The organism is Sulfitobacter sp. M13, from assembly GCF_053474885.1.
In genome coordinates this window covers 2,997,115-3,010,534 of record NZ_CM130281.1, presented here as the reverse complement: position 1 = coordinate 3,010,534, position 13,420 = coordinate 2,997,115, and the positions used below count along the sequence as shown (strand labels likewise).

Below are 13,420 nucleotides of genomic sequence, written 5' to 3'. Positions count from 1 at the left end.
GGGCAGATGCCAAACCTCAAGGATCTAAAAAACCGGATCGCGTCGGTCAAATCGACCCGCAAGATCACGAAAGCCATGCAAATGGTTGCCGCGGCGAAACTTCGCCGCGCGCAGGACGCTGCCGAGCAGTCCCGCCCCTACACAGAGCGTTTTAACGCTGTGATGTCGCGGTTGGCTGCTTCGGTAGGTGGGTCTGACACCGCCCCCAAGCTGCTGAGCGGCACGGGGTCGGATCAGGTTCATCTGTTGGTTGTCATGACCGCTGAACGTGGCCTGTGCGGTGGCTTTAACGCCAACATCGCCAAGCTTGCCAAAGCCCATGCCCGTGGCCTGATCGCCAAGGGTAAGGAGGTCAAAATCTTGACCGTTGGCAAGAAGGGCCGCGACAGCATCCGTCGTGACTTTGCAGGCCTATTGGTCGGTCACGTTGACCTCAGCGACGTCAAGCGCCTTGGCTATGCCGATGCGCAGGGGATCGCCAAGGACGTACTTGGCCGTTTTGACGCGGGTGAATATGACATCGCCACGATCTTCTATTCGAAGTTCGTGAACGTTGTCAGCCAGATCCCGACGGCACAGCAGATCATCCCGGCGACCTTCGAAGAGACCGAAGGCGCGGACGAGGCGGCGACACTGTTCGACTACGAGCCCAGCGAAGAAGCCATTTTGGCCGACCTGCTGCCGCGCGGCGTTGCAACGGCGATCTTCTCGGCTCTGCTGGAAAACGCGGCCTCTGAACAGGGGGCCCGGATGTCGGCAATGGACAACGCGACACGGAACGCGGGTGAGATGATCGATGATCTGACCATCGAGTATAACCGTTCGCGTCAGGCCGTCATCACCAACGAGCTGATCGAAATCATTTCCGGCGCGGAAGCGCTGTAGAACAAATCGGAGAAACGACATGGCAAATGCAGTCGGCAAAATCACACAAGTCATCGGCGCCGTCGTCGATGTGCAGTTCGAGGATCACCTGCCAGAGATCCTCAACGCTGTTGTAACTGAAAACCACGGCAAGAAACTGATCCTCGAAGTGGCTCAGCACCTTGGCGAGAACACCGTGCGTACCATCGCGATGGATGCGACCGAAGGTCTTGTTCGCGGTCAAAAAGTAACAGACACGGGCGACCAAATCCGCGTTCCCGTTGGCACGGCCACACTTGGCCGTATTATGAATGTTACCGGCGATGCCGTTGACGAAAAGGGCCCCGTTGCCACGTCAGAAACCCGTGCGATCCACGGCCAAGCGCCTAGCTTTTCCGAGCAATCAACCGCGACGGAAATTCTTGTGACAGGCATCAAGGTTATCGACCTGATGGCACCATACACTAAGGGCGGCAAGATCGGCCTGTTCGGCGGTGCTGGTGTTGGCAAAACGGTTCTGATCATGGAACTGATCAACAACATCGCCAAAGTGCACTCTGGTCTGTCCGTTTTCGCGGGCGTGGGCGAACGTACGCGTGAGGGTAACGATCTTTATCACGAGATGATCGAATCCGGCGTTATCGTTCCGGACGATCTGGAAAAATCCAAAATTGCGCTGGTCTACGGCCAGATGAACGAACCTCCCGGTGCGCGTATGCGTGTTGCTTTGTCCGGCCTGACACTGGCCGAACAATTCCGCGATGAATCCGGCAGCGACGTTTTGTTCTTTGTCGATAACATCTTCCGCTTTACGCAGGCGGGCTCCGAGGTTTCGGCTTTGCTTGGCCGTATCCCTTCTGCTGTTGGCTACCAGCCAACACTCGCAACCGACATGGGTGCGATGCAAGAGCGTATTGCTTCGACAAAAGCGGGTTCTATTACGTCGGTTCAGGCCGTTTACGTTCCTGCGGATGACCTTACCGACCCTGCGCCTGCAACATCGTTTGCGCACCTCGATGCGACAACCGTGCTGGATCGTGCGATCTCGGAAAAAGGTATTTACCCTGCCGTTGATCCGCTCGGCTCCACATCGCGTCTGATGGACCCGTCGATCGTTGGCGAAGAGCACTATAACGTTGCACGTGACGTTCAGGGTATCCTTCAGCGGTATAAGTCACTTCAGGATATCATCGCGATCTTGGGTATGGACGAATTGTCAGAAGACGACAAAATGACCGTGACCCGTGCGCGTAAAATCGAACGTTTCCTTAGCCAGCCTTTCGACGTGGCCAAGGTGTTCACCGGTGCTGACGGTAAGCAGGTTCCATTGGAAGAAACCATTCAATCGTTCAAGGCGGTTGTCGCTGGTGAGTATGATCACTTGCCTGAAGGTGCCTTCTATATGGTTGGTGGCATCGAAGACGTTAAAGCGAAAGCTGAAAAAATGGCGGCTGACGCCGCTTAAGGAGCGCTGAAAATGGCAGACACAATGCAATTCGACCTCGTTTCGCCCGAGCGGCGGCTGGCCTCGATGCAGGTGACGGCCGTTCAGATTCCGGGTGCGGACGGGGATATGACAGCAATGCCTGATCATGCCCCCACCATCACCACGCTGCGCCCCGGTGTGCTGCGTGTTGAAGGCCCGGAAGGCACTGCTGAGTATGTGGTAACCGGCGGCTTCGCTGAAATTTCGTTTGATGGGGTGTCGGTTCTGGCCGAACGCGCCGTGCCTAAGGGTGACATGACCCAAGAGCATCTGGACGAAATGATCGCCGAAGCCAAAGCCATGTACACAACGGCAAAAGAAGGTTTCGTGAATGAACCTGGCCCCGTAGATGACGCAGCCAAGCTGCTGTCTGATATGGTTGCCATGGGGGACGAAATCGGCTTGTCGAGCAAGCAACCCAGCCTCTGACGTTTCCTTGCCCGTTTTGATGAGAAGGCCCTGCATTCGCGGGGCCTTTTCTATTTGTGAACCTTAACATAAGGTTGTCGGATTGTTTGGGTAGGACAGGGTAGGGCAGATCATCTCGATGAAACGAATGAATGCAAGTAGTGTAGGTGTCGACAGCGGAGAGGCTGTTTTGTTTTCCGACTTTCAAGATGGCGGCGAAATGTGGACAGGGAAGGGCCAGCGAGAGCGGCGCAACTCGATCAGCTTTTCTACACCGTACCGCGATATCCCAACTGTACACACGTCCCTCGCGTTGTGGGACGTGGATAACGCGACAGTTATGCGCGCAGATCTACGAGCAGAGAATTTGACAAACGAGGGATTTGAACTGGTGTTCCGCACCTGGGGCGATACGCGTATCGCGCGCGTTAGGGCGTCTTGGATGGCCATTGGGCCATTGTCACCGCAAGACGACTGGGAGCTGTAATACAAGCCCCCAGCCGCTGTTTCAGGGGCGCTTAGCCGGGCTTGTACATGCCGTCATAGATCGGTTCGAGCGTGTCGGCGTCGAACAGCGACGAGACAGACGTGCCGTTCCAGATATTCAGGATCGCTTGCGCAAAGATCGGTGCCGTGGGCACGATCCGAATGTTAGCGGCCTGCTTTACCGCCGGTGTGGGGGCGATGCTGTCAGTGATGACCAGCGACTTCATCACGGAATTGCTGATGCGTTCAACCGCAGGGCCGGACATCACGCCGTGGCTGATGTAAGAGTGCACTTCCTTCGCGCCATTCTCGAGCAATACTTCGGCCGCTTTGCACAGGGTGCCGGCGGTGTCGCAAATATCGTCCACAATCAGGCAAACCTTGTCGGTCACATCGCCGATCACGGTCATTTCCGCAATCTCGCCTGCCTTCTCGCGGCGCTTGTCCACGATAGCGAGAGGGGAGTTGATGCGTTTGGCCAATTCACGCGCGCGGGCAACGCCGCCCACATCGGGGGAAATGACCATCAGGTCATCCATGCGGCCCTTGAATTCGTTCTGGATGTCCAGCGCAAACACGGGCGACGCATAAAGGTTGTCGACGGGAATATCGAAAAATCCCTGAATCTGTGCGGCGTGCAGATCCATTGTCAGGATGCGTTCAATGCCACTGCCTACCATCATATTCGCGACCATCTTGGCCGTGATCGGTGTGCGCGCTTTGGTGCGACGGTCCTGACGAGCGTAGCCGAAATAGGGTAGAACCGCTGTGACACGCGCGGCGGATGACCGGCGCAGCGCGTCGGCCATGATCAGCAGTTCCATCAGGTTGTCGTTGGCGGGGTTCGACGTCGGCTGGATGATGAACATATCCTCGCCGCGGACGTTTTCGTAAACTTCGACAAAGATTTCGCCGTCATTGAACCGTTCGACACGTGCGTCGACCAGCCCTACGTTGACCCCCCGATGCAGCGACATCCGCCGAGCGATGGCTTTGGCCAACGGCATGTTCGCGTTACCTGAGATCAGTTTGGGTTCGGTGGTTTGAGCCATGTGCAAAGGGTCCCTGGATGCAGAACATGTGACAGAATCGTGACGTTGACACCGCTTAGCATGGCCTTACGGTCTGGCAAAGCTGCACAGCCTTGATCGGAGACCTCAAATGGCCCATATCGACTATTTTTTTGCGACACTTTCACCATATGCCTATTTGGCAGGAAACCGGCTGGAAGAAATTGCCGCCAAACACGGGGCGACGATTACCTATAAACCTTTCGATTTGATTACCGCTTTTGGGCGGACTGGTGGGCAACCGCCCAAGGACCGGCACCCGTCGCGGCAGGAATACCGCGCGATTGAACTGCCGCGTCAGGCCAAGAAACTGGGATTGCCGTTCAACCTCAAGCCCGCGCATTGGCCAACCAACGGCGCGCCTTCATCCTATGCGATCATCGCTGCACAGAACGAAGGCGGCGATGTGGGTAAGCTGTGCCAGCTCTTCATGACCGCCGTTTGGGCCGAGGAACGTGATATTGCCGAAGACGAAGTCGTCCGCGATTGCCTTGAAAAGGCGGGCTTTGATCCCGCGCTGGCCGACAAAGGGCTGCTACAGGGTGCCGATACCTATGCCCGAAATCTGGAGGAAGCCGTCGAAAAGGGCGTCTTTGGTGCGCCTTTCTATATCCTCGATGACACCCACAAGTTCTGGGGGCAGGACCGGTTGGACGACCTTGACCTCGTGATGGCGGGCAAACTGTGAGTTCAGCCTTGTTTACCCGCCGTTTCGGTCATGGCCCACGTCAGGCGCTGGCGATCCATTGCACATTGGCCCATTCCGGCGCTTGGCGCGGCGTGGGCGAAGCGCTGGCAGACGATCTGACACTTTTGTGCTGCGATCTACCGTCACACGGTAAATCCGATGACTGGGACGGGCAGGGCGACATACATCAACGCTCGACCGATATGGTGCGGGATTTGCTGACCGAACCTACTGACATCATTGGCCATTCCTTCGGTGCGACGATCGGTCTGCGGATTGCGATCGAAAACCCTGAACTGGTGCGCAGCCTGACGATGATCGAACCGGTTTATTTCGCCGCAGCACTTGCCGATGATCCGGCGCGGGTGGCCGCGGGGGATCGTAACTCCGGCGGGTTCGACGCAGCGTTTGACGCAGGCGACCGGATGGAGGCGGCGCGCATCTTTAACACCGGCTGGGGTGACGGCAGCGGATGGGAAAAGACGCCCGAAAAGCTGCGTCAGTATATGGCGGACCGTATCCACTATGTGCCCGCCAGCCAGCCGTTCTTGCGTGATGACAATGCCGGGCTGCTTCAGCCTGGCAGGTTCGCACGCGCCACGATGCCGGTGCTGTTGATCGACGGCGGTGCGTCGGGCGATATGGTTGACGCGATCAGCACATCCATTGCACGACGTCTGCCGAATGTGACACGCAAGGCGATTGACGGGGCAGGGCACATGGCCCCGATCACCCACCCGCAGGCTGTTTCATCTGAAATCCGTCGCTTTTTGGCGACTGTTTAGGGCTTAGAAATGCGATAGAAACTGGTCGATGGCCTTTGTGCCGATCGACCAGTCACAGACCAGCCGCGCAGACAAAGGCGCGTCTGGATCACCACTGTCCAGCGGGCCGTCCATGACATAGTATTTGGCTCCCGCAGCTTGCAACTTTTGGTGGATGCGGCGAGGCCATTTGGCAAAGATCATGTTGGCGTCGGGTTCATGCAACATTGTCGCGCCCGCAGCGCGCAGTCCGTCCGCCAGATAGCGCGCATTGTCATTGGCTTGCGTGGCGGTCGCCCTCCACAGATCGTCCTGCAGATAGCCCGCCATCTGGGCTGACAGGAAACGGTGCTTGGAAAACAGATGCGCACCGCGTTTGCGCCGCAGCTCGAATTCCCACGCTTTGGCGGGGTCAAAGAAGATCACTGCCTCGACACCCATGCAGCCGTTCTTGGTGCCGCCAAAGCTGACGACATCGACGCCCGCTTTCCACGTCATCTCTGCCGGGGTGCAGCCCAAGGCAACCAGCGCATTGGCAAACCGCGCCCCGTCCAGATGCACCGGCAGGTCATAGCGTTTGGCAACGGCGGTCAACGCGTTCAACTCCTCTAGCGAATGAACGGAACCGCGTTCTGTCACTTGGGTGATCGACACCGGGCCGCGCTGCGCGCCATGCACATTGCCGTTTGGGTGCTTTTCGATGGCCCGTGTCAGCGCCTCGGGGGTCATCTTATCGTCTGTTTCAACCACGGTCAGTTTTGCAGCGCCGGCATAGAATTCGGGCGCGTTACATTCGTCTTCGTGGATATGCGAGGTCACAGAGCAAAAGATTGTCTGCCACGGCTGGGTATAGCAGGCTAGAGCCAAGGCGTTGGCAGCGGTACCGGTGGCGACCAGATAGACGGCAGCTTCGGGGGCCTCGAATGCCGTGCGGATCGCGTCGCGGACCTCGTCCATGATCGCATCATTGCCATAGGGCATCGCGTGGCCGCTGTTCGCTTGCGCCAGACGGTTCATGATGTGGGGATGGACAGGGCCCGCGTTGTCAGAGGCAAAAAACATCAGGTTGGCTCCTCGATGATGTGGTCTTCCCATTCTTCGAACGGGGTGTCGAATTCCGAGACAGTCTTGTTTTGCACAGAAATACCGGCGCGATGCACACTGTCGGGATCACCGCTGATCAACGGGTGCCAATCATACAGTGGTTTACCCTGCCACAGCAGCCGGTAGGCGCAGGTCAAGGGCATCCAATAGGCGTGGGTATCAAGGTTTTCGGGCTTGAGCACGATGCAGTCGGGCACGAACTGGTGCCGGTTTTCGTAGTGGCTGCAGCGGCAGGTCGCGTCATCCAGCAAACGGCACGCCACACGGGTCAGGGCGACCTCCTCTGTGTCCTCGTCTTCGAGCTTGTTCAAGCAGCATTTACCGCAGCCGTCACACAAGGCTTCCCATTCGTCTTTTGACATCTTGGTCAGCGGCTTCTCTTCCCAAAACCGTTTGGCGAGGCCTTTGGTTGCAATCGGATCAGTCATAGCATTGCCAATATGCTGCGGGCTTGCGCGCTGTCAGCATCCATCTGGGTGATCAGCGCTTCGAGGCTGTCAAAACTCTCTTCGCCGCGCAGGTGATCGACAAGCGCGACTGAGACATGCTTGCCGTATAGATCGCCCTTGAAGTCAAAAATGAACGTCTCGAGGTTGGCTTTGTTCTCGCCGAACATCGGGCGCACGCCAAGGCTGGCGACCCCGTGGTACCGACCAGCTTGCGGCCCCTCAAGCACATCAACCAGCACAGCGTAGACGCCAAAAGCCGGCGGGTGCAGCCCGTCGATTGACATATTCGCAGTGGGATACCCGAGTTCACGGCCGCGCTTTTCGCCGTGCAGAATAGGGCCTTCGACCCGGTGCCAGTGGCCCAGCATCGCAGCAGCGTCGCGGGGACGGGCTTGGGTCAACGCGTTGCGGATCGCGGTCGAGGATACCGTATCGGGGCCCTTCGCCATCAGCGGGGCAATCGTCACGCCGAACCCCATCTCGACACCGAAGGCCTGCAGGTGTTCAGCCGTGCCAGCGCGCGCCTTGCCAAAGCGAAAGTCAGCGCCCACGACCACATGGCGCAGGCCCAACCCGTCGACGATCACCTCTTGTGCAAAGGCGCGGGGGCTCAGGCTGGACAAGGTGGCATCGAACCCCAGCTCATACAGCCTGTCGACGCCGATCTTTTGCAGCTGGTGTGCGCGGGCCTCTGCACCCATCAGGCGGAAAGGGGGGGCGTCTGGGGCGAAATATTCGCGCGGGTGCGGCTCGAATGTGACCACACCCAAAGGTGCTTCGGGCAGGGCAGCACGGGCCATGTCGATGACCGACAGATGCCCCAGATGTACGCCGTCAAAGTTGCCAATAGCGGCAGTTGCCCCCTGATCGGAAGCCGTTACAAATTGATAGTCGCGAATGATTTCCATGCGCTAGGTGGTAGCCCCGTCTGCCCCCGCTTACAAGCAGCGGGGCGGCACAGGATGCTGAAAAACCACAGCGTCGCCGGTAGCGCAGGTATCACAGATGCGGGGTCAGTCGAACTTGCGTGACGGGGCCAGAACAGTTGCCTCGCCAATCAGGACCTTTTTGCCGTCAATCGCACAGTGACAATCCAGTTTCACACGGCGTTTGTCGAATTCGATATTGGTGACCTTAACCTCTGCATAGACTAGATCGCCGGGGCGCACGGGGGCCAGAAACTTGAGAGACTGTGCCATATAAACGGTACCATGCCCGGGCAGTTGCTCTCCGATTACAGCAGAAATCAGGCCGGCGGTCAGCATCCCATGGGCAATCCGCCCTTCAAAGATGGTGTCCTGCGCATAGGCGTCGTCCAGGTGCACCGGATTACGGTCGGTGGACACCTGGGCGAACATCTCGATGTCTTCGTCGGTGACGACCTTGCGCAGATAGCGCGTCATGCCGATTTCGATATCTTCGATACAGATCGTTCCGCGGGGCAGATTATCCAACATGCCAGCCCTTTCAGTAATAAAGTGACGATATTTATAGGTGGTGTGAAACTTAATTACTTTGCAGGTGCAGAAACGCAAGGAAAAAGTGGGTCAGCGTAGGTGCCCAATCGTGTAAGTCGGGGCCGATGTTTCCTTTTCCAGATAGCGGGTCAGCGCATCGGGATCGGGTTGGGTTTCGGTTTCCGTTTCCCGCGCGGCAAGCCCGCCGGAGATGAAAAGCGAATCGATATCTTCGCCCATGGCTCCTTTGATGTCGGTATGAATACCGTCACCGATTGCCAGAATGCCACTGTCAGAGATGTCTTTGTCCAACGCATAAAGCTTGCGGCGGGCCAGATCATAGATCGGTGGGTGCGGCTTGCCGAAATACAGGCTTTCACCGCCCATTTCGGTATAAAGCGCCGCCACAGCCCCCGCGCACCATTCGCGCACATCGCCACGGTCCACCACGATGTCAGGGTTCGCGCACAGCAGCTTGAGCCCCTTTTGCTTGGCATAAAGCAGTTGCGGGCGCAGCACAGAGGGGTCTTCGGACGGGTCGAAGGGACCGGTGCACACGATGCCTTCGGCGTCCTCCAGCGCGACACGCTGGATGTCGGCGGGGGCGTCGAGCACATCGCTAGGATCAAAGAAATGTTTGTCGCTGGGCGGGCCAAGGTGCCAGACCTGTGTACCCACCATGCCGCTATACATCGCCGTGCGCGCAGAGTCGCCCGAGGTGGCAATGTCGTCCCATGCGTCGTCCGGTACGCCAAAATGCGCCAGTTGTTTGATCACGCCGTCGCGGGGGCGGGGGGAGTTTGTGACGAGTACCACCTTGCCCCCGCCGTTGCGGTAGGCTTGCAGTGCGGTCACCGCGTCTGGCAGCGCCTTGACGCCGTCATGGACACAGCCCCAAAGGTCGACGAATAACGCGTCATAGCGGTCAGAGATTTCGAAAAGGTTACTGATAATTTGGGTCATGAGCCGCTTTCCAATCTGCAAGAGCTTTGCACCGCAGAAAGCACACATCCCCCCGCGGGGCAACTGGGCAGCGAAATACGCAAACACACCCGCGCCAAATGTCAGAGCCGCGCCAGTCCGTCCGCGATTTCGCCCGCGATGGCTGCCGCATCCACGCCCTCACGTTCCGCAGAAACGCGCAACCCCAACACGTCAGACTGATAGCGCCGCGCCAGACTGCGCGGGTTGTGACCGGCGCTGATATCGCCCGCGGCTTGGGCTTGGGCAAACAGCTCCGCGAACATCTGCTCCATCTTTAGCAAGTGCGTGTTTGCCTTTTGCGCCAGCGGATGACGGTGGGCCTGAAGTTCCAGCAGAGTCTTCGACAACATGCAGGCCTTGGCGGGGGCGGTGTCGTTTGAAATGACCATACATGGGAATTTTTGCAGCGCGGGGAGGGGCCCTTCGTTGCGGGCAAGCGTCTTCATCCGCTCTGTCCCGTCGGCGGCGTATCTATCCAGTGCAAGCTCGAACAACGCGTCCTTAGACCCGAAGGCGGCGTAAAAACTGCCCGGCTTCATCTGCAGGCTCGCTTCCAGATCCTTAAGCGAGGTGCCAGCCCAACCGCGCTGCCAGAACAGATCGCGGGCGCGTTCGATAAGATCGTCACGGTCATAGTTGGGCTTGCGGGGCATGGGATCACCTTTTCTTGAATGATTGCTCAATTATATACTTGAGTGATCGCTCAATAAACCCTAAATGTACCTCAGCGAAACATTTACAGGAGCTTTTCCATGTCCTTCCCGTCCCACGATCTTGATACCGCCCCCGAAGCCTCCAAGCCGTTGCTTGAGCAGTCGCAGAAAGCCTTTGGCCGTTTGCCCGGTCTGCACAAGGTTCTGGCCGAGAGCCCGCAGGCCTATGAAGGCTATCAGGTGCTGCACAAATTGTTCACCGAAACCGATTTCGACGCAGAAGAGCTGACGGTTGTCTGGCAGGCGATCAACGTTGAAAACGAATGCCACTACTGTGTGCCCGCACACACCGGTATTGCCAAAATGATGAAGGTATCGGACGAAATTTCCGATGCTCTGCGCAACGAAACCGCGCTGCCGACACCCAAGCTGGAGGCACTGCGTACATTCACCGTTCAGATGTTCCGCCAGCGTGGCAACGCCTCTGACGATCAGATGAAAGCGTTCTTTGGCGCGGGCTATGGCCACCGTGCCGTGCTGGATGTGATCCTTGGGATGGCGCAGAAAACCATGTCCAACTACGTGAACCACGTCGCACAAACGCCCGTCGACGACGTGTTCAAGCCGCTGGCATGGGAGCGTGGCGACACGCCTTTGAAGGTATAAGTCTCTACGCTCCGGCGTAGGGCTGAAATGACAAAAGGCCCCCTGAGTTTCAGGGGGCCTTTTTTGCGTCTGTGACCCCTTGGCGGGGGATGGCGATTTAGGTCAGATTAAACTTTGATGTTCGGAATAATCTGCTTTTTGCGGCTCATCACGCCGGGTAGAACAACGCTATCACCGGTAACCGTTGCGCCAAAGCTTTTCTCGGCCACGGACTTGGTAAATTCGTTGGGGATCAGCATGGTGGCTTCTTCGTTCAGGATGTCGACAACGAACAGCAGCACCTGATCGGCACCGTCTTCTGTCGCAACGCCGGGCATCGCAGCCATCAGCGCATCCTTGCGGTTCAGCACCGTGGCAGGCGACGTGGTTTCCAGAACAGAGACACGGAATTTCTTGCCGTCGACTTCGTATTCCTTGCTGTCCATCCGCAGCAGTTCCGCTTCGGAGAAAGAGGACACGTCGGATTTGGCAGCAAACATCTGTGCCGCATATGCGGGAATGTCGACGCCCAGATCTTTGGCCAGCGCGTGGGCGATGGCGGTGTCTTCTTGCGTGGTGGTCGGGCTGCGGAATTCCAGCGTGTCGGACAGGATGCAGGTCAGCATCGCGCCTTTGATGTTCTCGGGCATCTGCGCCATGTCATCACCGATCATTTTGTACATGATCGTCGCCGTACAGGCGAGCGTTTCCATCACGATGTTGACGGGGCCTTTGGTTTCAAGCCCGCCTACCAGACGGTGGTGATCGATGATCGTGGTGATGTTCGCGTCATTGATGCTGGCAGGCAGTTCCGCAGGGTTGTTGGTGTCAACGATCACGACGGGCTGGTCGGCTTGCACGTCATCAATGATCTGTGGCTTGTCCAGTTTCCAGTGGTCCAACATGAACAGCGCTTCGGTGTTGGGTTCGCCCAGCAGGGCGGGGGAGGCGGCGACGCCTTTGATTTCGTTCAGGTACCATGCCCAGATGATCGGGCTGCCGGTGCTATCGGTGTCGGGTGATTTATGGCCAAAAACAAGCGTTGTCATAGGGGATATCCTGCAGTGGGAGAGTGTTGATTTGCGCGCCTTATATGGCTGGTTGTAGCACTTGTCACCACCTGCCTGATACGCGCAGCTTTGGGGTTCTCAGCGGCGGGGCAAAGCTGGTAGCACTGCGTTTATGACAAAACCCCGCGAAACCGACCTTTACCCGCCGATCAAATCCTTTCTGGAGGATCAGGGTTATGTCGTTAAATCCGAGGTGGGCGCGGCGGATGTCGTGGCCGTACGGGGGGCAGAGCCGCCGGTGGTGGTAGAACTGAAGATCGGCTTTAGCCTGACGCTGTTTCATCAATGTATCGCGCGCCTGTCCGTCAGTGATGACGTCTATCTGGCTGTCGCGCGCCAGCCCGGTAAACGGTTTGCCAAGGCGACAAAGGACAACACGGCGCTGGCGCGGCGTTTGGGGTTAGGGCTGATCACCGTGCGGCTGAACGACGGGTTGGTCGAAGTGCACTGCGATCCGGGGCCTTATGCGCCGCGCAAGAACGCGAAACGGCAGGCACGACTGCTACGCGAATTCGCGCGCCGGCAGGGCGACCCGAATGACGGGGGGCAAACGCGGGCAGGGCTGGTCACCGCCTACCGCCAAGATGCGCTGAAGCTCGCGATGTATCTGTTCGAGGCAGGGGCCAGCAAGGGCGCGCATGTCGCCCGCGAAGCCGGGGTTCAGCGGGCAACCGCCATGATGCGCGACAATCATTATGGGTGGTTTGAAAAGATCGAGACAGGCGTGTACGGCCTGACCCCAACAGGTGCCGACGCCGTTTCAGCTGCAGGCCGTGTGTTGGGCGCTGACTAGCGTTGCTTTGCAAGGCGCGGGTTGCTTAAAATTTTTCAAATTACCGTGGTTGACTAGTGCCGATGACGCGCTTAGCTATCCCTCGTTAGCACTCGGCGGGCCTGAGTGCTAATAGCCAGATCCCTCGACCGGAGGGACGGCTTGGGAGAATAACTTTGAGCCTTAAGGAGCTGAAAGATGGCATTAAAACCGCTACACGACCGCGTGTTGGTGCGTCGCACCGAAAGCGAAGAAAAAACCAAGGGTGGCTTGATCATCCCTGATTCCGCAAAAGAAAAGCCCGCCGAGGGCGAAATCGTTGCTTGTGGCGAAGGCGCACGCAAGGACAGCGGTGAGTTGATCGAAATGGCTGTAAAAGTCGGTGACAAAGTATTGTTCGGCAAGTGGTCCGGTACAGAAGTCACGCTCGACGACGAAGAGCTTCTGATGATGAAAGAAAGCGACATCATGGGGATCTTGTCCTGATTTCAGGACAGACAGGGCCATGCGCCCCACCCAC

At 57.9% G+C, this 13,420-nt stretch carries 17 protein-coding genes; 9 read left to right on the top strand and 8 right to left on the bottom strand.

The window, feature by feature from the left end:
• Positions 1-6: 6 nt before the first annotated feature.
• The 4 genes from ACVBAU_RS14445 to ACVBAU_RS14430 all read left to right on the top strand — a co-directional run bounded on the left by ACVBAU_RS14445 (position 7) and on the right by ACVBAU_RS14430 (position 3,245).
• Entirely contained in the window at positions 7-885 is an 879-nt protein-coding gene (locus ACVBAU_RS14445; RefSeq protein ID WP_138922715.1) for a F0F1 ATP synthase subunit gamma, read from the top strand.
• A gap of 19 nt (positions 886-904) precedes the next feature.
• Positions 905-2,329: a F0F1 ATP synthase subunit beta gene (atpD, locus tag ACVBAU_RS14440; RefSeq protein ID WP_138922716.1), complete on the top strand. Its 1,425-nt coding sequence runs from the start codon at positions 905-907 to the stop codon at positions 2,327-2,329.
• 12 nt (positions 2,330-2,341) lie between these two features.
• Positions 2,342-2,779 (top strand): F0F1 ATP synthase subunit epsilon, encoded by a 438-nt coding sequence (locus ACVBAU_RS14435; RefSeq protein ID WP_093731893.1) that lies wholly within the window; start codon positions 2,342-2,344, stop codon positions 2,777-2,779.
• A gap of 127 nt (positions 2,780-2,906) precedes the next feature.
• Positions 2,907-3,245 (top strand): H-type lectin domain-containing protein, encoded by a 339-nt coding sequence (locus ACVBAU_RS14430; RefSeq protein ID WP_138922718.1) that lies wholly within the window; start codon positions 2,907-2,909, stop codon positions 3,243-3,245.
• 31 nt (positions 3,246-3,276) lie between these two features.
• Here the strand turns inward: ACVBAU_RS14430 and ACVBAU_RS14425 are convergent, their stop codons facing one another.
• Complete coding sequence (locus ACVBAU_RS14425; RefSeq protein ID WP_138922719.1) at positions 3,277-4,296, bottom strand: ribose-phosphate pyrophosphokinase; 1,020 nt, start codon at positions 4,294-4,296, stop codon at positions 3,277-3,279.
• 109 nt (positions 4,297-4,405) lie between these two features.
• Here ACVBAU_RS14425 and ACVBAU_RS14420 point away from each other — a divergent pair, with 109 nt between their 5' ends.
• Positions 4,406-5,002: a 2-hydroxychromene-2-carboxylate isomerase gene (locus ACVBAU_RS14420; protein WP_138922720.1), complete on the top strand. Its 597-nt coding sequence runs from the start codon at positions 4,406-4,408 to the stop codon at positions 5,000-5,002.
• Positions 4,999-5,787 carry an alpha/beta fold hydrolase gene (locus ACVBAU_RS14415; RefSeq protein ID WP_448326862.1) on the top strand — a complete coding sequence of 263 codons (789 nt, stop codon included), beginning with the start codon at positions 4,999-5,001 and terminating at the stop codon, positions 5,785-5,787. Before ACVBAU_RS14420 ends, ACVBAU_RS14415 begins: the two co-directional genes overlap by 4 nt.
• Positions 5,788-5,790: 3 nt before the next feature.
• Here the strand turns inward: ACVBAU_RS14415 and ACVBAU_RS14410 are convergent, their stop codons facing one another.
• The 6 genes from ACVBAU_RS14410 to ACVBAU_RS14385 all read right to left on the bottom strand — a co-directional run bounded on the left by ACVBAU_RS14410 (position 5,791) and on the right by ACVBAU_RS14385 (position 10,413).
• Positions 5,791-6,828 (bottom strand): threonine aldolase family protein, encoded by a 1,038-nt coding sequence (locus ACVBAU_RS14410; RefSeq protein WP_448326860.1) that lies wholly within the window; start codon positions 6,826-6,828, stop codon positions 5,791-5,793.
• A complete protein-coding gene (locus ACVBAU_RS14405; protein ID WP_448326859.1) occupies positions 6,828-7,298 on the bottom strand; it encodes a YcgN family cysteine cluster protein in 471 nt (156 codons plus the stop codon). The genes ACVBAU_RS14410 and ACVBAU_RS14405 overlap by 1 nt, the downstream gene beginning before the upstream one ends.
• Positions 7,295-8,227: a bifunctional riboflavin kinase/FAD synthetase gene (locus ACVBAU_RS14400; protein ID WP_448326857.1), complete on the bottom strand. Its 933-nt coding sequence runs from the start codon at positions 8,225-8,227 to the stop codon at positions 7,295-7,297. The genes ACVBAU_RS14405 and ACVBAU_RS14400 overlap by 4 nt, the downstream gene beginning before the upstream one ends.
• Before the next feature lie 105 nt (positions 8,228-8,332).
• Entirely contained in the window at positions 8,333-8,776 is a 444-nt protein-coding gene (locus ACVBAU_RS14395; RefSeq protein ID WP_093731901.1) for a MaoC family dehydratase, read from the bottom strand.
• A gap of 90 nt (positions 8,777-8,866) precedes the next feature.
• Positions 8,867-9,739 (bottom strand): TIGR01459 family HAD-type hydrolase, encoded by an 873-nt coding sequence (locus ACVBAU_RS14390; RefSeq protein ID WP_138922725.1) that lies wholly within the window; start codon positions 9,737-9,739, stop codon positions 8,867-8,869.
• A 101-nt stretch (positions 9,740-9,840) separates the two neighbouring features.
• The gene (locus tag ACVBAU_RS14385) at positions 9,841-10,413 is read right to left on the bottom strand and encodes a TetR/AcrR family transcriptional regulator (protein ID WP_138922726.1); all 573 of its coding nucleotides are present in this window, start codon (positions 10,411-10,413) and stop codon (positions 9,841-9,843) included.
• Between the two features lie 99 nt (positions 10,414-10,512).
• Between ACVBAU_RS14385 and ACVBAU_RS14380 the strand changes: the two genes are divergently transcribed.
• Positions 10,513-11,079: a carboxymuconolactone decarboxylase family protein gene (locus tag ACVBAU_RS14380; RefSeq protein ID WP_448326854.1), complete on the top strand. Its 567-nt coding sequence runs from the start codon at positions 10,513-10,515 to the stop codon at positions 11,077-11,079.
• A 107-nt stretch (positions 11,080-11,186) separates the two neighbouring features.
• Here ACVBAU_RS14380 and ACVBAU_RS14375 read toward each other — a convergent pair whose 3' ends face one another.
• Positions 11,187-12,107, bottom strand: a complete 921-nt coding sequence (locus ACVBAU_RS14375; protein WP_448326852.1) for a manganese-dependent inorganic pyrophosphatase — start codon at positions 12,105-12,107, stop codon at positions 11,187-11,189.
• Positions 12,108-12,240: 133 nt separating this feature from the next.
• Here ACVBAU_RS14375 and ACVBAU_RS14370 point away from each other — a divergent pair, with 133 nt between their 5' ends.
• Together ACVBAU_RS14370 and ACVBAU_RS14365 are read left to right on the top strand one after the other, a co-directional pair.
• Positions 12,241-12,921 carry a DUF2161 domain-containing phosphodiesterase gene (locus tag ACVBAU_RS14370; protein ID WP_448326850.1) on the top strand — a complete coding sequence of 227 codons (681 nt, stop codon included), beginning with the start codon at positions 12,241-12,243 and terminating at the stop codon, positions 12,919-12,921.
• 177 nt (positions 12,922-13,098) lie between these two features.
• Positions 13,099-13,386, top strand: coding sequence for a co-chaperone GroES (locus ACVBAU_RS14365; protein WP_138922729.1), 288 nt, complete (start codon positions 13,099-13,101; stop codon positions 13,384-13,386).
• Positions 13,387-13,420 lie beyond the last annotated feature (34 nt).

Bases quoted from the DNA above. Each gene is read 5' to 3' on its own strand.
- ACVBAU_RS14390 (WP_138922725.1), bottom strand. From the start codon at position 9,739: ATGACCCAAATTATCAGTAACCTTTTCGAAATCTCTGACCGCTATGAC.
- ACVBAU_RS14365 (WP_138922729.1), top strand. From the start codon at position 13,099: ATGGCATTAAAACCGCTACACGACCGCGTGTTGGTGCGTCGCACCGAA.
- ACVBAU_RS14370 (WP_448326850.1), top strand. From the start codon at position 12,241: ATGACAAAACCCCGCGAAACCGACCTTTACCCGCCGATCAAATCCTTT.
- ACVBAU_RS14395 (WP_093731901.1), bottom strand. From the start codon at position 8,776: ATGTTGGATAATCTGCCCCGCGGAACGATCTGTATCGAAGATATCGAA.
- ACVBAU_RS14435 (WP_093731893.1), top strand. From the start codon at position 2,342: ATGGCAGACACAATGCAATTCGACCTCGTTTCGCCCGAGCGGCGGCTG.
- ACVBAU_RS14425 (WP_138922719.1), bottom strand. From the start codon at position 4,296: ATGGCTCAAACCACCGAACCCAAACTGATCTCAGGTAACGCGAACATG.
- atpD (WP_138922716.1), top strand. From the start codon at position 905: ATGGCAAATGCAGTCGGCAAAATCACACAAGTCATCGGCGCCGTCGTC.
- ACVBAU_RS14445 (WP_138922715.1), top strand. From the start codon at position 7: ATGCCAAACCTCAAGGATCTAAAAAACCGGATCGCGTCGGTCAAATCG.
- ACVBAU_RS14385 (WP_138922726.1), bottom strand. From the start codon at position 10,413: ATGCCCCGCAAGCCCAACTATGACCGTGACGATCTTATCGAACGCGCC.
- ACVBAU_RS14410 (WP_448326860.1), bottom strand. From the start codon at position 6,828: ATGTTTTTTGCCTCTGACAACGCGGGCCCTGTCCATCCCCACATCATG.
- ACVBAU_RS14400 (WP_448326857.1), bottom strand. From the start codon at position 8,227: ATGGAAATCATTCGCGACTATCAATTTGTAACGGCTTCCGATCAGGGG.
- ACVBAU_RS14380 (WP_448326854.1), top strand. From the start codon at position 10,513: ATGTCCTTCCCGTCCCACGATCTTGATACCGCCCCCGAAGCCTCCAAG.
- ACVBAU_RS14375 (WP_448326852.1), bottom strand. From the start codon at position 12,107: ATGACAACGCTTGTTTTTGGCCATAAATCACCCGACACCGATAGCACC.
- ACVBAU_RS14430 (WP_138922718.1), top strand. From the start codon at position 2,907: ATGAATGCAAGTAGTGTAGGTGTCGACAGCGGAGAGGCTGTTTTGTTT.
- ACVBAU_RS14405 (WP_448326859.1), bottom strand. From the start codon at position 7,298: ATGACTGATCCGATTGCAACCAAAGGCCTCGCCAAACGGTTTTGGGAA.
- ACVBAU_RS14420 (WP_138922720.1), top strand. From the start codon at position 4,406: ATGGCCCATATCGACTATTTTTTTGCGACACTTTCACCATATGCCTAT.